This is a genomic window from Vibrio sp. 1CM2L (genome assembly GCF_023161695.1).
Taxonomy (GTDB): domain Bacteria; phylum Pseudomonadota; class Gammaproteobacteria; order Enterobacterales; family Vibrionaceae; genus Vibrio; species Vibrio coralliirubri.
Window position 1 is genome coordinate 24535 of record NZ_JALNTT010000009.1, and the last position, 20884, is coordinate 45418.

Sequence of the window (20884 nt, forward strand, 5' to 3'; positions counted from 1 at the left end):
TTCGTGAAATTAAAATACGAACTTAAAAAAACTAATAGCGGCGCACGTCGTGGTCAACTTCAGTTTGAACGCGGTACCGTTGAAACCCCAGCATTCATGCCTGTAGGTACTTACGGTACTGTTAAAGGTATGACACCTGAAGAAGTAAAAGACACAGGTGCTGAAATCCTATTAGGTAACACATTCCACCTATGGCTACGTCCTGGTCAAGAAATCATGAAAATGCACGGTGACCTGCACGATTTCATGAACTGGCACGGTCCTATCCTGACAGATTCAGGCGGCTTCCAAGTATTCAGCCTAGGTGCAATGCGTAAAATCACCGAAGAAGGTGTTCATTTCCGTAACCCTGTAAACGGTGACAAGATCTTCATGGACGCTGAGAAGTCTATGGAAATCCAAAAAGATTTAGGTTCAGACATCGTAATGATCTTCGATGAGTGTACGCCTTACCCTGCGACACACAAAGAAGCAAAAGACTCAATGGAGATGTCTCTTCGTTGGGCTGAGCGTTCACGTAACCACTTCGACAAACTTGAAAACCCGAACTCACTGTTCGGTATCGTTCAAGGTGGCGTGTACGAAGACCTTCGTGATGTATCCGTTAAAGGCCTAACTGAAATTGGTTTTGACGGTTACGCAGTAGGCGGCCTAGCAGTAGGCGAACCAAAAGAAGATATGCACCGTATTCTTGAGCACACATGTCCTCAACTGCCGGAAGATAAGCCACGTTACCTAATGGGCGTAGGCAAACCTGAAGACTTGGTTGAAGGTGTTCGTCGCGGTATCGACATGTTTGACTGTGTAATGCCAACGCGAAATGCACGTAACGGCCACCTGTTTGTGACTGAAGGTGTGATCAAGATCCGTAATGCGAAGCATAAAACCGATACAACACCACTAGATTCAGAGTGTGACTGTTACACTTGTAAGAACTACAGCAAGTCGTACTTACACCATTTGGATCGTTGTAACGAAATCCTAGGTGCTCGACTGAACACGATTCATAACCTGCGTTTCTACCAACGAGTAATGTCAGACATTCGTCAGTCTATCGATGAAGACCGCTTTGAAGAGTTCGTTGCAGAGTTCTACGCAAGAATGGGGCGTGAAGTGCCACCACTAGGTAAAGAATCTTAGTATTTCTTTTTTGCGAGCCCTATCTCTCTTCCGAGTGATGGGGCTTGAAAATAAAGGGATGCGACCCAATTAGACAAATAATTACGAAAATATAATAGAGGATGTTTTAAATGTTTATTTCTCAAGCTCACGCAGCAGCAGAAGGTGCACCAGCAGGCGGCGGTTTCGAAATGCTTATCATGCTAGGTATGTTCGCTGTGATCTTCTACTTCATGATCTACCGTCCACAAGCTAAGCGTGTTAAAGAGCACAAGACCCTTATGTCTTCTATGGGCAAAGGCGATGAAGTTCTTACAAGCGGCGGCCTAATTGGCAAGATCACTAAGATTGCTGAAGACAGCGACTACGTTGCTATCGAACTGAACGCAAACAACGAAGTAGTTATCAAGAAAGACTTCGTTACAGCAGTGCTACCAAAAGGTACTCTGAAATCTCTATAAACAGCTAGAGGATCCTCGCTGTGCTAAACCGTTACCCGTTATGGAAGTATTTGATGGTGGTGTTTGCCATCGCTATCGCTGCGTTGTACGCACTTCCAAATATATACGGTGAAGATCCGGCAGTTCAAGTTACAGGGGCGCGCGGCGCCTCTGTAGATATGTCTACGCTGGATGCTGTCACCAATGCTCTTGAAGCAGAAAACCTTTCTACTAAATCCGTTGCTCTCGAAGACGGTTCCATTCTTGTTCGCTTTAACGACACAGATACGCAAATTAGTGCCCGTGATATCATCACAGAAGCATTAGGCGATGACGTTATCGTTGCTTTAAACCTAGCGGCTTCAACTCCTAATTGGCTTGAATCTATTGGTGCTGCACCAATGAAACTTGGTCTTGACCTACGTGGTGGTGTTCACTTCTTAATGGAAGTGGATATGGACGCTGCGATGCAAAAGCTGGTTGGCCAACAAGAAGAAGCATTCCGTAGTGAACTTCGTGAAGAGAAAATCCGTTACCGTGCGATTCGCCCATCTGGTAAAGATGCGGTTGAAGTGATTCTACGTAACGAAGAGCAGCTTGCTGAAGCGAAATCGCTACTGCAATCGAAGCACCAAGATATGACGTTTGTAGATTCTGAATCTAACGGCCGTTTCTCTTTGGTTGCAAGCTTTACAGAGGCTCGCCTTCAAGAAATCCGTAACTACGCGGTTGAGCAAAACATTACCATTCTACGTAACCGTGTAAACGAACTTGGTGTTGCTGAACCTTTGGTTCAACGTCAAGGTTCTAGCCGTATCGTAGTTGAGTTGCCTGGTGTTCAAGACACGGCTCGCGCTAAAGAAATCCTTGGTGCTACCGCGACGCTTGAGTTCCGTGAAGTCGATAGCAGTGCTGACTTAGCCGCTGCCGCTTCTGGTCGTGCCCCTGCGGGTAGCGAAATCAAGCAAGATCGTGATGGTCGTCCTGTGGTACTTAAGAAGCGCGTTATTCTAGGCGGTTCAAGTATTACTGATGCAAGCTCAAGTGTTGATGAATATGGTCGTCCTCAAGTTAACATCTCGCTAGACAGCGAAGGTGGTAGCAAGATGTCTGCATTCTCTCGTCAGAATATCGGTAAGCTAATGGCAACGGTATTTGCAGAGTACAAAGACAGCGGTCGTAAAACACCTGAAGGTCGAGTTATCTTAAGTAAGCACGAAGAAGTGATTAACCAAGCGACGATTCAATCTGCGCTAGGCCGTAACTTCCGTATTACTGGTATTGACTCAACGGCTGAAGCTCATAACTTGGCACTTCTACTGCGTGCTGGTGCGTTGATTGCGCCTATCTCGATTGTAGAAGAACGTACCATTGGTCCATCTATGGGTCAGCAAAACATCGATATGGGTATCATGGCGATGGTTTGGGGTATGGCTGCTGTAATGCTGTTTACGCTGCTTTACTACCGTAGCTTTGGTCTGATTGCGAACGTTGCGCTAATGGCTAACTTGGTGTTGATTATCGGTGTGATGTCGATGATTCCGGGGGCTACCATGACCCTACCAGGTATTGCCGGTATCGTATTAACGGTCGGTATGGCGGTTGATGCGAACGTTCTGATCTTTGAGCGTATACGTGAAGAGCTTCGAGATGGACGCAGTCCACAACAAGCAATTCACCAAGGTTACGCGAACGCATTTAGCACAATCGCCGATGCCAACATCACCACACTACTAACAGCAATCATTCTATTTGCTGTGGGTACTGGTGCTATCAAAGGCTTCGCGGTAACGCTGTCTATCGGTATCTTGACTTCAATGTTTACAGCTATTGTCGGAACACGTTGTATCGTGAACCTGATGTATGGCGGCAAACGCGTTAAAAAACTGTCGATCTAAGGCTAGGAATTAATATGTTTCAGATTCTAAAAGCAGACAAAATGATCGACTTTATGCGTTGGTCAAAGGTTGCCTTTGTTTTTTCTATCTTGATGATTGGTACTGCTATCTTCACCCTAACAACGAAATCGTTGAACTGGGGTCTAGATTTTACTGGCGGTACTCTGATTGAAGTTGGTTTTGAACAACCGGCACACCTTCCTGATATTCGTAGTGCACTAGAAGCCGAAGGCTTTGGTGATGCAACGGTACAGAACTTCGGTTCAGCTCGTGATGTGATGGTTCGTCTACGTCCACGTGATGGCGTAGCGGGCGAAACGCTTGGCAACCAAATCCTTTCTGCTATTGAGAATGGTACTGGTGAGCAAGTTGAAATGCGTCGTATCGAGTTCGTTGGTCCTAACGTGGGTGACGAATTAACAGAAGCGGGTGGCCTTGCTATCCTTGTTTCTCTTATCTGTATCTTGATCTACGTATCAGTGCGATTCGAGTGGCGTTTGGCTGCGGGTGCGGTATTAGCACTGGCGCACGATGTTATCATCACACTTGGTGTGTTCTCTCTAATGCAAATTGAGGTCGACCTTACTATCGTAGCAGCCTTGCTAACGGTCGTCGGTTACTCCCTCAACGATACCATCGTTGTATTCGACCGTATTCGTGAGAACTTCCGTAAGATGCGTAAGGGTGAAGCACCTGAAGTACTGAACAGCTCAATCACACAAACATTGAGCCGTACATTGATCACTTCTGGTACCACGTTATTCGTAGTTATCGCACTGTTCGTTCAGGGCGGCGCTATGATTCACGGCTTCGCGACTGCACTTCTACTGGGTATTACGGTTGGTACTTACTCTTCTATCTACGTTGCATCTGCACTAGCGATGAAGTTGGGTATTACGCGTGAACACCTAATGCCACCACAAGTGGACAAAGAAGGTGAAGAGTTTGACGAGATGCCTTAGGCCTTGGCTTAATAAGTTTCGCTAAACCAAAAAAACCGCTAGGCAACTAGCGGTTTTTTTACGTCTGTATTTTGTGGAATAATCCTAAAGGCATTTAATGCAACAAGTGAGTTGCTTTTATTTCAATGACCTACATCATTCTCGCATCTCGCATCTCGCATCTCGCATCTCGCATCTCGCATCTCGCATCTCGCATCTCGCATCTCGCATCTCGTATCTCGTATCTCAAATAGCAGATACAAAAAAGCCTCGCTATATAGCGAGGCTTTGGAATTTCTATGCGCCCTTAAAGCAGGGAGCGTTAACGTAAGGTCTGAATTACTTCAGCATACCTTCGTTAGCGTTCTCACGAACGTGCTTAAGAATAGACTTAACACCACGTGCGCTTGAAGCAACAACATTACCAGAAGTCATGTAATCAGTACCGCCAGCAAAGTCGGTCATGATAGCACCAGCTTCACGAGCGATTAGATCGCCAGCTGCTAGATCCCATGGCTTAAGGCCAAGTTCTAGGTAACCATCAACACGGCCAGCTGCTAGGTAACATAGGTCAAGAGCAGGAGAACCAGTACGACGGAAATCAGCACAGTCGATGAATAGACCAGAGATGATCTTCATGAAAGATTCAGAGTGTTGTTTTTGCTTGAATGGGAAACCAGTCGCTAGAACAGTACCTTGAAGGTCTTTTAGCTGAGTAACACGCATACGAGCGTTGTTAAGTTGAGCGCCAGCGCCACGTTGAGCTGTGAATAGCTCGTTTAGCATTGGGTCATAAACACAAGCAACTTCTGTACGACCGTTCATGCGAACAGCGATAGATACAGAGAAGTGAGGGAAACCTTTTACAAAGTTGTTGGTGCCATCTAGTGGGTCAACGATCCATTGTACATCAGAGTCTTTACCTTCAGTCAGGCCTTTCTCTTCAGAAATAATGCTGTGCTCTGGGTAAGATGCTTTGATTGTCTCAATGATCATGTACTCAGCTTCTTGAGCAATGTTGGTAACGTAATCGTTGTTACCTTTTAGAGACGATTCGATCTTATCAGTTGTTTCTAGAGATTTAGCAATATGGTTGCCAGCTTTACGCGCAGCGCGTATCGCAATGTTTAGCATTGGATGCATATGGTTTTTCCCACAAGATGTTAAAGAACAATTTAAAGCGGCGGCGAGTATACCAAAGTTTTACCAAAAGGGAAGTGGTTATTTTTTGAACTCTTGGTTTCACATTACGCGAAGGGTCTGACCATTTTACTTTGCTATGTGTTAATATCTCGCGATTATTTTTAAAGTGGTGTCATATAGCATGTTAGACAATGTAAAAGTCGTTCTGGTTGGTACGTCTCATTCGGGAAATATCGGATCAGCAGCTCGCGCAATGAAAGTGATGGGTTTGAGTCAATTGGTTCTTGTAGACCCTCAATGTGAAGTTGACGAGCAGACCTTAGCACTGGCTGCGGGTGCAGGTGACATCGCAGAAAACGCGACCATCGTTTCTACACTGGACGAAGCTGTAAAAGACTGTGGTTTAGTGGTGGGTTCGAGTGCACGTTCACGTACGCTGGAATGGCCAATGCTTGAGCCTCGTGAGTGTGGACAAAAGTTTGCGATTGAAGGTCAAAAGCACCCTGTCGCATTAGTGTTCGGCCGAGAGCGTACTGGCTTAACTAACGATGAGCTTCAGAAGTGCCACTTCCATGTATGTATCCCAGCTAACCCTGAATACAGCTCGCTAAATCTAGCAATGGCAGTGCAGACTCTGAGCTACGAAGTGCGTGTAGCCCACCTTGATATGGTCGCTAGTCAATATCAGCCACAGCAACAAGATGAGTACCCTCGTCACGAAGAACTAGAAATGTTCTACGAGCACCTTGAAAAAGTGATCATTGATACCCAATTTATCTCTAAGGATAAGCCGGGTCAGGTGATGAATAAGCTACGTCGTCTGTTCAGTCGAGCTCGTCCAGAGCTGCAAGAGATCAATACTCTACGCGGCATTTTGACTTCAATTGAGAAGAGCAAAAACGACAAATAAAGCCCGTACAAACCCTAAGGGTGAATACCTGACTAAAATAGTCAACTAAATACTTGACCAATTTAGTCGGGTATGGGAAGATTCCAACCACATAAACAATGTGGATACGGTGTGATATGAAACTTACATCTAAAGGAAGATATGCGGTAACAGCTATGCTAGATGTAGCACTGCATTCGCAAAAAAGCCCAGTTCCTCTGGCTGATATTTCAGAGCGACAAGGCATCTCGTTATCTTACTTAGAACAGCTATTTTCTAAGTTACGTAAAGCTGGCTTAGTTGCTAGTGTTCGTGGTCCTGGCGGTGGTTACCGTTTAGGTGCTGAAGCGAGCGACATCGCTGTCGGAACTGTCATTGCTGCAGTAGACGAATCAGTGGATGCAACTAAGTGTCACGGTCGAGCAGATTGCCAAGGTGGTAGTCGTTGTTTAACTCACACTTTATGGCGTGATTTAAGCTCCCGAATCAGCAGCTTCTTAAACGACATTACGCTCGGTGAGCTAATGAAAGATAACGAAGTTTTAGAGATTTCTGATCGTCAAGATATCGATCTTGCGGTTAATAATGGTTTTGCACATAAAAATACGAGCACTACAACGATTAGTGCAGCACCTCACGGTGTTAATGCCCGCTCTTAGCGGTCAGTTTTTACATTGGAGTAGAAAATGAAACTGCCTATTTACTTTGACTATTCAGCTACATGCCCAGTCGATCCACGTGTTGCTGAAAAAATGGTTCAGTGCATGACGATGGACGGTAACTTCGGTAACCCTGCATCTCGTTCACACCGTTACGGCTGGCAGGCAGAAGAATCAGTAGATAATGCTCGTGAGCAAATTGCCGATCTACTAAATGCAGACCCACGTGAGATTGTTTTCACGTCAGGTGCTACAGAGTCAGATAACCTTGCTATCAAAGGTGCTGCGCACTTTTACGAGAAGAAAGGTAAGCACGTAATCACGTGCAAAACAGAACACAAAGCGGTTCTTGATCCATGTCGCCAACTAGAGCGTGAAGGTTTTGAGGTGACATACCTTGAGCCAGAAGCTAACGGCATCATCGATCTAGACAAGCTACAAGCTGCAATGCGTGAAGATACTGTTCTAGTTTCTATCATGCACGTAAACAACGAGATTGGTGTAATCCAAGATATCTCTGCAATCGGCGAATTATGTCGTGCACGCAAGATCATCTTCCACGTTGATGCGGCGCAGTCTGCGGGTAAAATCCCACTAGACGTAAAAGAGATGAAAGTAGACCTTATCTCTATGTCTGCACACAAAGCATACGGCCCTAAAGGCATCGGCGCTTTGTACGTTCGTCGTAAGCCACGTATTCGCCTAGAAGCGCAAATGCACGGTGGCGGTCATGAACGTGGTTTCCGTTCTGGTACTCTTGCTACTCACCAAATCGTGGGTATGGGCGAAGCTTTTGCAATCGCTAAACAAGACATGCAGAAAGATTACGATCACGCACTAGCACTTCGTGAGCGCCTATTGAAAGGTGTTCAAGATCTAGAAGCGGTAACGGTAAACGGCGACCTAGACCAACGTGTACCACACAACCTAAACGTGAGCTTCGCTTTCGTTGAAGGTGAGTCTCTGCTTATGTCTCTAAAAGACCTAGCGGTATCATCAGGTTCTGCATGTACATCAGCAAGCCTAGAGCCTTCATACGTTCTACGTGCTCTTGGTCTGAACGATGAACTGGCACACAGCTCAGTACGTTTCTCATTCGGCCGTTTCACAACGGAAGAAGAAATCGACTATGCGATTGCACAAATTCGTGTAGCGGTAAACAAATTACGCGACATGTCTCCTCTATGGGATATGTATAAAGAAGGGATTGATTTGAACACTGTTGAGTGGGCTCATCACTAATCTCACGGAAATAGAGGATTCGAGGTAACTATCATGGCATATAGCGAAAAAGTAATTGATCACTACGAAAACCCACGTAACGTAGGTTCGTTTGATAAAGAAGACCCAAGTGTAGGTAGCGGTATGGTTGGCGCACCAGCTTGTGGTGACGTAATGAAACTGCAAATCAAGGTAACGCCAGAAGGCATTATCGAAGATGCAAAATTCAAAACTTACGGCTGCGGTAGCGCAATCGCTTCTAGCTCACTAGTAACTGAGTGGGTTAAAGGTAAAAGTATTGATGAAGCGGCTGCTATTAAAAACTCTGAAATCGCAGAAGAGTTAGAGTTGCCACCAGTGAAAGTTCACTGTTCAATTCTTGCTGAAGATGCAATCAAAGCAGCAGTTGCGGATTACAAAAAGAAGCGTTAATCGTTTCATTAAGTAATCACAAAAAATAAGCAATATTTGGGAGCATCCTTTGTGCTCCCCCTGAGTTATCAATTTATATAAAACACAAGGTTGTAGTATGGCCATCACCATGACAGATACGGCAGCAAGCCGAGTTCAAGCTTTCCTAGATAACCGAGGTAAAGGTATCGGGTTGCGCTTAGCGGTAAAAACTACTGGCTGTTCGGGTATGGCGTATGTACTAGAATTCGTTGACGAGCTTAACGAAGAAGACGAAGTGTTTGAGCATTCAGGTGTTAAGGTCATCATTGATCCAAAGAGCCTAGTTTACCTAGACGGTACTGAGCTTGATTACGTAAAAGAAGGCCTAAACGAAGGTTTTGAATTCAACAACCCTAACGCGAAAGGCGAATGTGGTTGTGGTGAGAGCTTCAACGTATAAACGCTTCAATCGTTGAGCGTTTATAGTGAGCGAAGAATAAAATTAGGCTCTGATTGAAGAGCCTAAACTTAGGACCACCGTTACATGAATCATTTCGAATTATTTGGGCTACCACTTCAGTTTCAACTGGATGGTAGCCTTCTTTCTTCTCAGTTTAGAGATCTGCAACGCCAATTCCACCCTGATAAATTTGCCACAGCTTCTGAGCGTGATCGCCTATTAGCCGTGCAAAAAGCTGCGCAAATCAATGATGCGTATCAGGTATTGAAGAATCCAATCAGCCGAGCTGAATACCTGTTAGTACAACATGGTGAGGATATTCGAGGTGAGCAGCAGACCCTGCAAGATCCTATGTTCCTGATGGAACAAATGGAATTGCGTGAAGAGCTTGAAGACATCGCCGACAGTTCTGATCCTGAAGATGCTTTGTTTGCATTTGAAGGAAAGGTTAGCAAAATGTATAAACAACAATTAAGCGCTATCCAACAAGAACTAGACAGTGAGGCTTGGTTAGAAGCTGCAGACCGAGTAAGAAAGCTTAAGTTTATTGCAAAATTAAAGAATGAAATCGAGTTAGTTGAAGATCGTCTGATCGGCTAGTTCGTATAACAAGGACACATCCATGGCACTACTTCAGATTGCAGAACCAGGGCAAAGCGCCGCTCCTCACCAGCACAAGCTTGCTGTGGGTATTGATTTAGGTACAACAAACTCATTGGTTGCGGCAGTGCGCAGTGGTGAGGCGAGCACACTGGTTGATCAACAAGGTCGCAGTATTCTTCCTTCCGTTGTTCACTATACGTCAGAGTCGCACACGACTGGTGATGAAGCTCGTGCAAATGCACAGACTGATCCTAAAAATACCATTATCTCAGTTAAGCGACTAATCGGTCGTTCACTGTCAGATATTCAACAGCGATACCCATCTCTGCCATATCAATTTGAAGAAAGTGATAATGGTTTGCCTGTGATTCGTACAGAGCAAGGTAACAAGAACCCAATTCAAGTATCTGCAGACATCCTGCGAGCGCTAGGTCAACGTGCTGAGTCAACACTCGGTGGTGAGCTATCTGGTGCTGTTATTACCGTTCCTGCTTACTTTGATGATGCACAGCGTGCTGGTACGAAAGACGCGGCGCAACTTGCTGGTCTTCACGTGTTACGTCTTCTTAATGAACCGACTGCAGCTGCGATTGCTTACGGCCTGGATTCAGGTAAAGAAGGGGTAATTGCTGTTTATGACTTAGGTGGTGGTACGTTTGATATCTCTATCCTACGCCTATCGAAAGGTGTCTTCGAAGTTTTAGCAACAGGTGGTGACTCTGCATTAGGCGGCGACGACTTTGACCATTTAGTTGCGGATCATTTCCAAGAACAAATGGGCTTATCAGAGCTAACAGCAGAACAGAATCGTATTCTTCTAGATGCCGCAACAGAAGCGAAGATTGGCTTATCTGAAGCGGAAAGCGTTGATGTTGACGTACTCGATTGGTCTGGTTCATTAACTCGTGAAGAGTTTGAAGAGATCATCAAACCGCTCGTTAAGAAAACACTGCTTTCATGCCGTCGCGCACTAAAAGATGCGGAAGTAGACGCGGATGAAGTACTAGAAGTTGTGATGGTCGGCGGTTCAACTCGCACATTACTTGTACGTGAAATGGTCGGTGACTTCTTTGGTCGTCTGCCACTAACCAGCATTAATCCTGATGAAGTGGTTGCGATTGGTGCATCGATTCAAGCGGATATCTTAGTCGGTAATAAGCCTGACTCTGAAATGCTACTACTGGACGTTATCCCTCTGTCTCTTGGTATCGAAACCATGGGCGGCTTGGTCGAAAAGATCATCCCTCGTAACACCACGATCCCAGTTGCTCGCGCACAAGAATTTACCACATTCAAAGACGGTCAAACTGCAATGACAGTACACACCGTGCAAGGTGAACGTGAGATGGTCGATGACTGTCGTTCACTGGCTCGATTTGCTTTGAAAGGCATTCCGCCGATGACTGCAGGTGCTGCTCATATTCGTGTTACTTACCAAGTGGATGCTGATGGCTTGCTATCGGTTACTGCAATGGAGAAGAGCACTGGCGTTCAAGCTGAAATCCAAGTTAAGCCTTCTTACGGTCTGAGCGACAACGAAGTGGCTAGCATGCTGAAAGATTCGATGACGTTTGCAAAAGAAGACATGCAAGCGCGTGCTCTTGCTGAGCAACGCGTAGAAGCGGATCGCGTGATCGAAGGCCTTATCGCTGCAATGCAAGCCGATGGCGATGAGCTACTTGATGAGCAAGGCAAACAACAACTTGTTCAAGCGATTGAAGCACTGATTGAAGTGCGCAATGGCGACAATGCAGACGCCATTGAACTAGAAATTAAGAATACCGACAAAGCGAGCCAAGACTTTGCTTCTCGTCGTATGGATAAATCAATTCGTGCTGCACTGTCAGGTCAGTCAGTCGATAATATTTAATAGTTAGAGAATAGATAAACATGCCAAAGATTATTGTTTTACCTCACGAAGATCTATGTCCAGAAGGCGCTGTTTTAGAAGCAAAAACTGGTGAGACGGTTCTTGATGTTGCACTGAAGGCCGGTATTGGTATTGAACACGCATGTGAAAAATCGTGTGCATGTACAACATGTCACGTTGTGATTCGTGAAGGTTTTGATTCTTTAGAAGAGAGTGATGATCTCGAAGACGACATGCTAGATAAAGCATGGGGCTTAGAGATGGAATCTCGCCTTGGTTGCCAAGCCAAAGTGGCTGATACGGATCTTGTTGTAGAGATTCCAAAGTACACGTTGAACCTGGCTTCTGAAGACCACTAAGAACCTGTTCTCAGTCATGGCTAAGACAGTGATGACTGAGAGAGCTATTGCTTAGACAAACATACTAAGAAAACTGGCCTAGAATATAGATCATAAAGGTGACAGAGCGTCGCTGATAAATATAAGGAAGTGTTATGAGCTTGAAGTGGATTGATTCGCGAGATATCGCAATTGAGCTATGTGATTTGTACCCTGATACTGATCCTAAAACGGTACGTTTTACCGATCTGCATCAATGGGTGCTAGACCTTGAAGAGTTCGACGACGAGCCTAACCACTCGAATGAGAAAATCTTAGAGGCTATTATTTTGTGCTGGATGGATGAGATGGATTAATCCTCTTGTCTGATGATTTGGTCGCGGGTTGGTATCAGTCCAATATAAAACGCAGCCAAGTTAACAATTCTTACTAAAAAAAGCGGACCTTATGGTCCGTTTTTTTATCAAAATGACATTTTCCTCCTACATAATGCTAACATCAGTGCGCTAATAAAAAATAATCAGAATCACACACTCAAAGTGGTTCATGACAAGGAGAAATCATGTCTACACAGATGTCAGTATTTTTAAGTCAAGAAGCTGCCCAGCCTCAGTGGGGAGCAAGAGCTATTTTATCGTTCTCAGAAGCGGGAGCGACAATTCACATTGGTGAAGGCCACGATCTAGGCGCAGTTCAACGTGCGGGTCGTACGCTTGACGGACAAGGTATCGCATTCGTTTCACTTCGTGGTGAAGGTTGGGATCTAGAAAGCGTTTGGGCTTTCTACCAAGGCTACCGTGGACCAAAGAAAAAGAATGCATTGGAATGGGATGCACTTTCAGAAGCCGATCAAACAGAGCTTGAAGCTCGTATTCGCGCAACTGACTGGACGCGTGACATTATCAATAAAACCGCTGAAGAAGTGGCACCTCGTCAACTCGCGACAATGGCTGCAGAATACATCAAATCAGTGGCACCAGCGGGCACTGTTAAAGCGAAGATCGTTAAAGACAAGGATCTACTAACCGAAGGTTGGGAAGGTATCTACGCGGTCGGTCGCGGCTCTGAGCGTACATCAGCAATGCTTCAACTGGACTTCAACCCAACAGGTGACGAAAACGCACCCGTGTTTGCTTGTTTAGTGGGTAAAGGTATTACGTTCGATTCGGGCGGTTATAGCATCAAACCAGGCCAATTCATGACTGCAATGAAAGCTGACATGGGTGGCGCAGCAACGATTACTGGTGGTTTAGGTCTGGCGATTGAACGCGGCCTGAACAAGCGCATCAAGCTTATTCTATGTTGTGCAGAGAACATGATCTCTGGTCGCGCATTGAAGCTTGGCGATATCATTACCTACAAAAACGGTAAGACCGTTGAGATCATGAACACTGATGCGGAAGGTCGCTTAGTGCTGGCTGATGGCCTAATGTACGCAAGTGCACAAAGCCCTGAGCTGATCATCGACTGTGCAACGCTAACAGGCGCGGCTAAAAACGCACTAGGTAACGACTACCACGCACTATTAAGCTTCGATGATGAGTTATCTCACCAAGCGCTAACGGCGGCAAACCAAGAGAAAGAAGGCCTATGGCCATTGCCTCTTGCTGATTTTCACCGTGGCATGTTGCCTTCAAACTTTGCTGATCTTTCAAACATCAGCACGGGTGATTACACACCGGGTGCAAGTACAGCAGCGGCATTCCTTTCTTACTTTGTAGATGATTACAAAAAAGGTTGGATTCATATGGATTGCGCAGGTACTTACCGTAAGTCAGCAAGTGACAAGTGGGCGGCAGGCGCAACGGGTATGGGTGTTCGTACACTGGCTCGTCTTCTTATCGACCAAGCAAAATAATAATAAGGGTGAGCGGTATTTTGTGCCGCTCATTCATAAAGCTCAGATCGAAAGATCTCAGCAATTTCAGTATTTAATAACAAAAAAATGAAGTGAAGGAATCCCTATGGCTCTAGAAAGAACGTTCTCAATTGTTAAGCCGGATGCAGTTAAGCGTAACCTTGTTGGTGAAATCTATCACCGTATCGAAAAAGCAGGCCTAGAAATTATTGCTGCTAAGATGGTTCGTCTTACTGAAGAGCAAGCGAGTGGCTTCTACGCTGAACACGAAGGCAAAGAGTTCTTCCCAGCTCTTAAAGAGTTTATGACTTCTGGTCCTATCATGGTTCAAGTGCTTGAAGGCGAAAACGCTATCGCTCGTTACCGTGAATTAATGGGTAAAACTAACCCAGAAGAAGCGGCATGCGGCACTATCCGTGCTGACTACGCAATCAGCATGCGTTACAACTCAGTACACGGCAGCGACAGCCCTGAGTCTGCAGCTCGCGAAATCGAATTTTTCTTCCCAGAATCTGAAATTTGCCCACGCCCAGCTCAATAATCGGCACAGCAAATTATTCGAAAGGCTTCACTTCGGTGAGGCCTTTTTTGTTTCTGATGGGTGTCACGACCGCATGGCGATGAATGGAAAGTTACTGAGGAAGTATTCACGTCATTCCCGTTAGCGACGAAGGAGCGTAATCGGGAATCTCTGTTGGCTATTGGAGATTCCAGATACTTCGTTCCTCAGTTCTGGAATGACGGAGAGTTTGGGAGCCACAATCTCGTGGCAAATATTGCGAGCTGTTGGTGGGTATTCACGTCATTCCCGAAAGCGACGAAGGAGCGTAATCGGGAATCTGCTTTTTGTTATTGGAGATTCCAGATACCTCGTCCCTCGGTTCTGGAATGACGATGTATTTGGGGTGTCACGATCGCATGGCGATGAATGGAAAGTTATTGAGTAAGTCTTCACGTCATTCCCGAAAGTGACGAAGGAGTGTAGTCGGCAATCTCTGTTAGCTGTTGGAGATTCCAGATACCTCGTCCCTCGGTTCTGGAATGACGGGCTTTGAGGAGTTGATGACCTGACGGCGATGAATAGCGGGGCTACAATTTCGAGCTAAGTATTACTAATCTGTTGGAGATTATTTACGTCATTCCCGAAAGCGACGGAGGAGTGTAATCGGGAATCTTTTCTTTAAATTGGGTAATCTCAGACTAATAAACACAATTGTTCAAATTTTAATCGCTTAAGTTTGAATGTCTTAATAAACACAGGGTTTTACAATGCTTGTTGAAGTTGCGTAAAGCCTGTACAATTCGCGCCCTTAATTATTGTTCCGTCATTGAGAGGCATCATGACCACAGCTAAAGTCAATCTACTCGATTTTGATCGTAAAGGTCTTCGTAAATTTTTCACAGAAGAACTGAATGAGAAAGCGTTTCGAGCAGAGCAAGTGATGAAGTGGATTTATCACTTCGGTGTCGATGACTTCGAACAAATGAACAACATCAACAAAAAGTTACGTGAGAAACTTCAACGTCGCTGTGAGATTGTTGCACCTGTTGTTTCTGAAGCTCAACACTCTTCAGATGGCACAATTAAATGGGCGATGAGCGTTGGCGACCAAGACGTTGAAACGGTATATATCCCAGATGGTGACCGTGCGACGTTATGTGTATCTTCACAGGTTGGTTGTGCACTTGAATGTAAGTTCTGTTCTACAGCTCAACAAGGCTTCAACCGTAACCTAAAAGTTTCAGAAATTGTTGGCCAAATCTGGCGTGCATCTCGCGAAATCGGCTTAGAAAAAGAAACCGGTCGTCGTCCAATTACTAACGTTGTAATGATGGGTATGGGCGAGCCTCTATTGAACATGAAGAACCTAATGCCATCATTAGAAATCATGCTTGATGATCTAGGTTTCGCACTGTCTAAGCGTCGTGTAACCGTATCAACTTCTGGTGTTGTTTCTGGCCTTGACCAAATGACAGACAACATCGATGTCGCATTGGCTATTTCTCTACATGCGCCAAACGATGCACTACGTAGCCAAATCATGCCGATCAACGATCGTTGGGATATCCAAGACTTCCTAGCATCTGTTCGTCGTTACATTGCATCTTCAAATGCTAACCGCGGTAAAGTAACGGTTGAGTACGTGTTATTGGATCATGTGAATGACGATATGGACCACGCACGTGAACTTGCAGAGCTAATGAAAGAGACGCCTTGTAAGATCAACTTGATTCCATTCAACCCTTACCCGGGGTCGCCTTATAAGAAGCCAAGCAACTCTCGTATTGATCGCTTCCAAAAAACGCTGATGGAATACAACTACACAGTAACGGTTCGTAAAACTCGTGGTGATGATATTGATGCCGCGTGTGGCCAATTAGTCGGTGATGTGATTGATAGAACCAAACGTACCAAAATGATCAAAGCAGCCTCTGAAGCGAACTTGATTGCCGGTGGTGTGATTGAAGTAAAAGCGGTATAAAACCCGATTAGAACCTAAACAAGCCAGAAGTCTTACTTCTGGCTTGTTGCTTTTCTGGGGTACAGTTTTTGATTTTTTGGACTTCTTGCCCACGCTTTCTTACATTTTTCGTCAAATTTTGGACAAAACCATGAGCTGACGGTAAATTTTGTTTAAAGTGTTTTTGCCTTGTAATGGCATTAGCTTATGATTAACTAATCTTAAATTAATTTAAGTGCTCGCTTGCTACTGATCATCAATATGTCTATTTAGGTTGGCTACTTGATAAACTAGCTTCCTGAGAAGGTCATCCATAACAAATGAATGATGTTCGCCTTTAAGGGTTGATGATTTAGATAGCAGGAAAAATTCCACATAACGTGGGTTGTTAGATTGAGCTTAAACGACAATAAGAAAACGCTCTCCTCAACCTGCGATAATACTTTAGAAGTTCACTCTCTATGAACACAGAACAAGATACACAAGCGCAAGAAAACGTAGCTCCAGCTTTGGAAGCGGGAACGCTGCTTAAGAACAAACGAGAATCTCTTGGTTTAACGCAAAAGCAGATTTCTGATCGCTTGAAACTTCGCGTTACGCTGATCCAACAAATTGAAGAAAACCAATTCGAGTCAGATCAAGTGGCGACGTTTATGCGTGGCTACATTCGTTCATACGCGAAATACGTCAATCTTGACGAAAAAGTCGTATTGAGTGCGCTGCATCATGCCGGTGATGCTCAGCACCAAGAGCAAGAAATGCTGAGTTTTTCTCGTAAGACCAAAACCGAGAAGCACAACAGCCGTATTATGATCCTGACTTGGAGCATTTTTGCGGTCATTGCGGGTATCTCCTCACTTTGGTGGTGGCAGAACCAACAACAAGACACCCTATCTCAATCTTTAGCGAATACTGAAAGCTCAGAAGAACTAGCGGTAGAAGAATCACTTGCCCCTGAATTCACCTCTTTAGAAGTGATTGAAGCTGAACAAAACGAAGCGGGTGCTTCTGTTGTTGACGGTACTGAAGGCCTTGCTGCGATAAGCGATGCGGAAGATACTTCAGATGCTGTTACTCCAGCTGACGAAACTCCTGCACAACAAGCAACAGAGACAGAACCAACTGCTGAAGTTGCTGCTAATGCAGAAGCGGTTGAAGCAAGTACTGCTCCTGAAGCTGTGGCTAACGAGCTAGTGATGCAGTTCACTGCTGATTGCTGGATCCAAGTAAAAGATGCAACGGGTAAAACCTTGTCAACTGGCATCAAAAAAGCAGGTCAGTCGTTAAATCTTTCAGGAACTGCGCCATATAAAGTGATTCTAGGTGCGCCAGAAGGCGTATCAATGACATTTGCAAGTGAACCTGTCGACCTTTCTGGGTATACTTCAGGCAAAGTAGCTAGAATAACCTTACCTTAGAGTTAATATGCAACACGAATCTCCTATTATTCGTCGCAAATCAACCCGTATTTATGTGGGTGATGTGCCGATCGGTGATGGTGCACCAATTGCTGTGCAATCCATGACCAACACAAGAACAACAGATGTAGCCGCGACCGTTGCTCAAATTAGAGCTCTGGAAAAAGTTGGCGCTGATATCGTTCGCGTATCTGTACCGACTATGGATGCAGCTGAAGCCTTTAAGCTAATCAAGCAGCAGGTCTCTGTTCCTTTGGTTGCTGATATTCATTTCGACTACCGTATCGCACTTAAAGTGGCTGAATACGGCGTTGACTGTCTGCGTATCAACCCAGGTAACATCGGTAACGAAAGCCGTATCCGCTCAGTTGTTGATTGTGCACGTGATATGAATATTCCGATTCGTATTGGTGTTAACGGCGGTTCTCTTGAGAAAGAGATCCAAGAGAAATACACAGAACCTACAGCTGAAGCGCTTGTTGAATCAGCAATGCGTCATGTAGATATTCTAGACCGTCTGAACTTTGATCAATTCAAAGTCAGCGTTAAGGCGTCTGATGTATTCCTAGCAGTCGGTTCTTACCGTTTGCTGGCTCAGCAGATTGATCAACCTCTTCACCTTGGCATTACCGAAGCGGGTGGTGCGCGTGCTGGCTCTGTGAAGTCAGCGGTAGGTTTAGGTATGCTTCTTTCTGAAGGTATCGGCGATACGCTGCGTATCTCGCTAGCGGCTGATCCTGTTGAAGAGATCAAAGTTGGCTTTGATATTCTTAAATCTTTGCGCATTCGTTCGCGTGGCATCAACTTCATTGCGTGCCCGAGCTGTTCTCGTCAAGAGTTCGATGTTATTAACACCGTTAATGCCCTTGAAGAACGCCTAGAAGACGTGATTACTCCAATGGATGTATCTATCATCGGTTGTGTGGTTAACGGCCCTGGTGAAGCTGAAGTGTCTCACTTAGGTTTAGCCGGTAGTGCTCGTAAGAGTGCCTTCTACGAAGACGGTAAGCGTCAGAAAGAGCGCTTCGACAACGATGACCTTGTCGATAAACTTGAAGCTAAGATTCGTGCAAAAGCGTCAGTGCTTGATAAAGCAAATCGCATTGATGTAGAAAACTTAGAAGATTAATACAACGCGATGGGGTGTGATTGTCTATTCGCACTAACACCTGGTCGTGAGAAATTACGGAATAAATACTGTGGCTAAAAATATCCAAGCAATTCGAGGCATGAACGACTGCCTTCCAACTCAATCACCACTGTGGCAGAAAGTAGAAAGCGCAGTTAAAAACGTGGTGAGTGCATACGGTTACAACGAAGTACGTATGCCTATCGTTGAAGAAACAAACCTATTTAGCCGTGCAGTTGGTGAAGAGACAGACGTTGTTTCTAAAGAGATGTACACCTTTGACGACCGCAATGGCGATAGCCTAACGCTGCGTCCAGAAGGCACAGCAGGTTGTGTTCGTTCATGTATTCAAAATAGCCTTATCAACCGTGATGAACAGCGCCTATGGTACATGGGTCCTATGTTCCGTCACGAGCGTCCTCAAAAAGGTCGTTACCGTCAATTCCACCAATGTGGTGTTGAAGTGTTTGGCCTAGACGGTCCAGACGTTGACGCAGAACTTATCATGATGACAGCACGTTTGTGGCGTGAGCTAGGCATCGATAAGCACGTTCGTCTAGAGCTGAACTCAATCGGTTCTCAAGAAGATCGCGTAAGCTACCGCACTGCGTTAGTGGCTTTCCTTGAGCAACACATTGATGTGCTTGACGAAGACTGCAAACGTCGCATGCACACTAACCCTCTACGTGTACTTGATACTAAGAACCCTGATGTTCAAGCTATCTTAGGTGACGCACCTCGACTATCTGAATATCTAGGTGAAGAATCGAAGCAACATTTTGCTGGTTTGTGTGAACTTCTTGACGCTGTTGGTATCGAATACCAAGTTAATGAGCGTCTAGTACGTGGCCTAGATTACTACAACCGCACCGTATTTGAGTGGATCACAGACAGCCTTGGTGCTCAAGGTACAGTATGTGGCGGCGGTCGTTACGATGGTCTTGTTGAGCAACTAGGCGGCAAAGCAACCAATGCAGTTGGCTTCGCAATGGGTCTAGAGCGTCTGGTTCTGATGATGGAAACGCTAGAGCTAACAGAAGTTCGTCGTAGCGTTGATGTATACGTAGTTGCTGCTGGCGAAGGTACTATGATCGCGGGCATGCAGTTAGCGAATCAATTACGCGACACCGTTGAAGGCGTGCGTGTAATGAACCACTTCGGTGGTGGTAACTTCAAGAAGCAATTCAAACGTGCTGACAAAGTAGGTGCTGTTGTGGCGCTGGTACTTGGTGAGAACGAAGTTGCTGACAATACAGTTGTGCTAAAAGATCTGGTTGGCGGCGAGCAAGAAACCGTGTCTCAAACGGAAGTTGCAGAGAAAGTTGCTGCGCTAATCTAATTAGCCATTGAGCAAACGCTCATAATGAATACTAACGTCAGCACTATGCTGGCGTTTAAAGAATTAAAGAGGACAGGAAGTGGAACTTTACGATAGCGAAGAGCAACAAGTTGAAGCCATTAAAGATTGGTGGAAAGAGAACGGTAAAGCCGTAATCTTTGGTGCGGTTATTGGTTTAGGTGGTCTATTTGGCTGGCGCTATTACCAAGATTCAGTAGTTGAAGCGCGTGAAGCTGCTTCAGAAGGCTACACCTCTGTAATTTCAGCTCTTGATACTAAGGGCGTTGATGCTCAATCTGATATTCAAGCTTTTATCGACGCAAATAAAGACGCTGAATACTCAGTACTTGCTGCTATGCAATTAGCAAAAGTACAAGTACAAGCGGGTGAGCTATCAGCAGCACTTGAACAGCTAGAGTGGGCAAAATCGGCAACTAAGGACGCGGCACTTGCGCCACTACTTACTTACCGTGTTGCACGTATTAAAGCTGAGCAAGGTGAATTTGACGCAGCACTGACTGATCTTGCTGCTATGACAGATGAATCTTGGAAAGGCCGTGTTGCTGAACTGCGTGGTGATATCTCACTTCGTAAAGGTGACACTGACGCAGCATACAGTGCTTACACAGAAGCACAGCAAGCTGTTGACGCTAGCCAAACGCTTCAAATCAAACTTGACGACCTAGCTAAATAAGGCGCTTTGA

21 protein-coding genes are annotated in these 20884 nt (G+C 45.3%); 20 read left to right on the top strand and 1 reads right to left on the bottom strand.

The annotated features are described in order from the left end of the window. The first annotated feature begins 3 nt into the window (after nt 1-3). From tgt to secF, 4 genes are all read left to right on the top strand, one after another. Nucleotides 4-1140, top strand: a complete 1137-nt coding sequence (gene tgt / locus MSG34_RS21585; RefSeq protein WP_017056177.1) for a tRNA guanosine(34) transglycosylase Tgt — start codon at nt 4-6, stop codon at nt 1138-1140. 110 nt (nt 1141-1250) lie between these two features. Beyond that, complete coding sequence (gene yajC / locus MSG34_RS21590; protein WP_248339356.1) at nt 1251-1580, top strand: preprotein translocase subunit YajC; 330 nt, start codon at nt 1251-1253, stop codon at nt 1578-1580. Between the two features lie 20 nt (nt 1581-1600). Continuing rightward, on the top strand, nt 1601-3457 hold the full coding sequence (secD, locus tag MSG34_RS21595) for a protein translocase subunit SecD (protein ID WP_082154832.1): 1857 nt from the start codon (nt 1601-1603) through the stop codon (nt 3455-3457). 14 nt (nt 3458-3471) lie between these two features. After that, nucleotides 3472-4419, top strand: coding sequence for a protein translocase subunit SecF (gene secF, locus MSG34_RS21600; RefSeq protein WP_017062837.1), 948 nt, complete (start codon nt 3472-3474; stop codon nt 4417-4419). A 318-nt stretch (nt 4420-4737) separates the two neighbouring features. On the opposite strand, the gene suhB is transcribed toward secF, so the two are convergent. Beyond that, entirely contained in the window at nt 4738-5541 is an 804-nt protein-coding gene (gene suhB, locus MSG34_RS21605; RefSeq protein ID WP_017062836.1) for an inositol-1-monophosphatase, read from the bottom strand. Nucleotides 5542-5722: 181 nt separating this feature from the next. On the opposite strand from suhB, the gene trmJ reads away from it, so the two are divergent. The 16 genes from trmJ to MSG34_RS21685 all read left to right on the top strand — a co-directional run bounded on the left by trmJ (nt 5723) and on the right by MSG34_RS21685 (nt 20874). Then, nucleotides 5723-6451, top strand: a complete 729-nt coding sequence (gene trmJ / locus MSG34_RS21610) for a tRNA (cytosine(32)/uridine(32)-2'-O)-methyltransferase TrmJ (protein ID WP_017062835.1) — start codon at nt 5723-5725, stop codon at nt 6449-6451. Between the two features lie 116 nt (nt 6452-6567). Then, the gene (gene iscR, locus MSG34_RS21615) at nt 6568-7089 is read left to right on the top strand and encodes a Fe-S cluster assembly transcriptional regulator IscR (protein WP_010440512.1); all 522 of its coding nucleotides are present in this window, start codon (nt 6568-6570) and stop codon (nt 7087-7089) included. Nucleotides 7090-7116: 27 nt separating this feature from the next. Then, nucleotides 7117-8331: an IscS subfamily cysteine desulfurase gene (locus MSG34_RS21620; RefSeq protein WP_048613459.1), complete on the top strand. Its 1215-nt coding sequence runs from the start codon at nt 7117-7119 to the stop codon at nt 8329-8331. Nucleotides 8332-8364: 33 nt separating this feature from the next. Then, complete coding sequence (gene iscU / locus MSG34_RS21625) at nt 8365-8742, top strand: Fe-S cluster assembly scaffold IscU (RefSeq protein WP_004740340.1); 378 nt, start codon at nt 8365-8367, stop codon at nt 8740-8742. A gap of 97 nt (nt 8743-8839) precedes the next feature. Then, nucleotides 8840-9163: an iron-sulfur cluster assembly protein IscA gene (gene iscA, locus MSG34_RS21630; protein ID WP_010440519.1), complete on the top strand. Its 324-nt coding sequence runs from the start codon at nt 8840-8842 to the stop codon at nt 9161-9163. Between the two features lie 84 nt (nt 9164-9247). Further along, complete coding sequence (gene hscB / locus MSG34_RS21635) at nt 9248-9763, top strand: co-chaperone HscB (protein ID WP_048608145.1); 516 nt, start codon at nt 9248-9250, stop codon at nt 9761-9763. 22 nt (nt 9764-9785) lie between these two features. After that, nucleotides 9786-11636, top strand: a complete 1851-nt coding sequence (gene hscA / locus MSG34_RS21640; protein WP_248339357.1) for a Fe-S protein assembly chaperone HscA — start codon at nt 9786-9788, stop codon at nt 11634-11636. A 20-nt stretch (nt 11637-11656) separates the two neighbouring features. Then, nucleotides 11657-11995 carry an ISC system 2Fe-2S type ferredoxin gene (gene fdx, locus MSG34_RS21645; protein ID WP_010440525.1) on the top strand — a complete coding sequence of 113 codons (339 nt, stop codon included), beginning with the start codon at nt 11657-11659 and terminating at the stop codon, nt 11993-11995. Between the two features lie 134 nt (nt 11996-12129). Next, nucleotides 12130-12330, top strand: coding sequence for a Fe-S cluster assembly protein IscX (gene iscX / locus MSG34_RS21650; RefSeq protein WP_004740335.1), 201 nt, complete (start codon nt 12130-12132; stop codon nt 12328-12330). 206 nt (nt 12331-12536) lie between these two features. Next, complete coding sequence (gene pepB, locus MSG34_RS21655; RefSeq protein ID WP_017062517.1) at nt 12537-13832, top strand: aminopeptidase PepB; 1296 nt, start codon at nt 12537-12539, stop codon at nt 13830-13832. A 106-nt stretch (nt 13833-13938) separates the two neighbouring features. Next, nucleotides 13939-14373: a nucleoside-diphosphate kinase gene (gene ndk / locus MSG34_RS21660; protein WP_016797173.1), complete on the top strand. Its 435-nt coding sequence runs from the start codon at nt 13939-13941 to the stop codon at nt 14371-14373. A gap of 799 nt (nt 14374-15172) precedes the next feature. Next, nucleotides 15173-16315 (top strand): bifunctional tRNA (adenosine(37)-C2)-methyltransferase TrmG/ribosomal RNA large subunit methyltransferase RlmN, encoded by a 1143-nt coding sequence (locus MSG34_RS21665; RefSeq protein ID WP_019822113.1) that lies wholly within the window; start codon nt 15173-15175, stop codon nt 16313-16315. A 440-nt stretch (nt 16316-16755) separates the two neighbouring features. Then, nucleotides 16756-17712 (top strand): cytoskeleton protein RodZ, encoded by a 957-nt coding sequence (gene rodZ, locus MSG34_RS21670; RefSeq protein ID WP_050052941.1) that lies wholly within the window; start codon nt 16756-16758, stop codon nt 17710-17712. A 7-nt stretch (nt 17713-17719) separates the two neighbouring features. Continuing rightward, on the top strand, nt 17720-18841 hold the full coding sequence (gene ispG / locus MSG34_RS21675; RefSeq protein WP_050619863.1) for a flavodoxin-dependent (E)-4-hydroxy-3-methylbut-2-enyl-diphosphate synthase: 1122 nt from the start codon (nt 17720-17722) through the stop codon (nt 18839-18841). Between the two features lie 70 nt (nt 18842-18911). After that, nucleotides 18912-20180: a histidine--tRNA ligase gene (gene hisS / locus MSG34_RS21680; RefSeq protein WP_017062514.1), complete on the top strand. Its 1269-nt coding sequence runs from the start codon at nt 18912-18914 to the stop codon at nt 20178-20180. 79 nt (nt 20181-20259) lie between these two features. Further along, on the top strand, nt 20260-20874 hold the full coding sequence (locus tag MSG34_RS21685) for a YfgM family protein (protein WP_048615205.1): 615 nt from the start codon (nt 20260-20262) through the stop codon (nt 20872-20874). Nucleotides 20875-20884: the final 10 nt, after the last annotated feature.

Coding starts and splice junctions, on each gene's coding strand:
- iscA (WP_010440519.1), top strand. CDS start 8,840: ATGGCCATCACCATGACAGATACGGCAGCAAGCCGAGTTCAAGCTTTC.
- iscR (WP_010440512.1), top strand. CDS start 6,568: ATGAAACTTACATCTAAAGGAAGATATGCGGTAACAGCTATGCTAGAT.
- iscU (WP_004740340.1), top strand. CDS start 8,365: ATGGCATATAGCGAAAAAGTAATTGATCACTACGAAAACCCACGTAAC.
- ndk (WP_016797173.1), top strand. CDS start 13,939: ATGGCTCTAGAAAGAACGTTCTCAATTGTTAAGCCGGATGCAGTTAAG.
- trmJ (WP_017062835.1), top strand. CDS start 5,723: ATGTTAGACAATGTAAAAGTCGTTCTGGTTGGTACGTCTCATTCGGGA.
- pepB (WP_017062517.1), top strand. CDS start 12,537: ATGTCTACACAGATGTCAGTATTTTTAAGTCAAGAAGCTGCCCAGCCT.
- hscA (WP_248339357.1), top strand. CDS start 9,786: ATGGCACTACTTCAGATTGCAGAACCAGGGCAAAGCGCCGCTCCTCAC.
- yajC (WP_248339356.1), top strand. CDS start 1,251: ATGTTTATTTCTCAAGCTCACGCAGCAGCAGAAGGTGCACCAGCAGGC.
- MSG34_RS21620 (WP_048613459.1), top strand. CDS start 7,117: ATGAAACTGCCTATTTACTTTGACTATTCAGCTACATGCCCAGTCGAT.
- ispG (WP_050619863.1), top strand. CDS start 17,720: ATGCAACACGAATCTCCTATTATTCGTCGCAAATCAACCCGTATTTAT.
- hscB (WP_048608145.1), top strand. CDS start 9,248: ATGAATCATTTCGAATTATTTGGGCTACCACTTCAGTTTCAACTGGAT.
- iscX (WP_004740335.1), top strand. CDS start 12,130: ATGAGCTTGAAGTGGATTGATTCGCGAGATATCGCAATTGAGCTATGT.
- fdx (WP_010440525.1), top strand. CDS start 11,657: ATGCCAAAGATTATTGTTTTACCTCACGAAGATCTATGTCCAGAAGGC.
- suhB (WP_017062836.1), bottom strand. CDS start 5,541: ATGCATCCAATGCTAAACATTGCGATACGCGCTGCGCGTAAAGCTGGC.
- secF (WP_017062837.1), top strand. CDS start 3,472: ATGTTTCAGATTCTAAAAGCAGACAAAATGATCGACTTTATGCGTTGG.
- MSG34_RS21665 (WP_019822113.1), top strand. CDS start 15,173: ATGACCACAGCTAAAGTCAATCTACTCGATTTTGATCGTAAAGGTCTT.
- rodZ (WP_050052941.1), top strand. CDS start 16,756: ATGAACACAGAACAAGATACACAAGCGCAAGAAAACGTAGCTCCAGCT.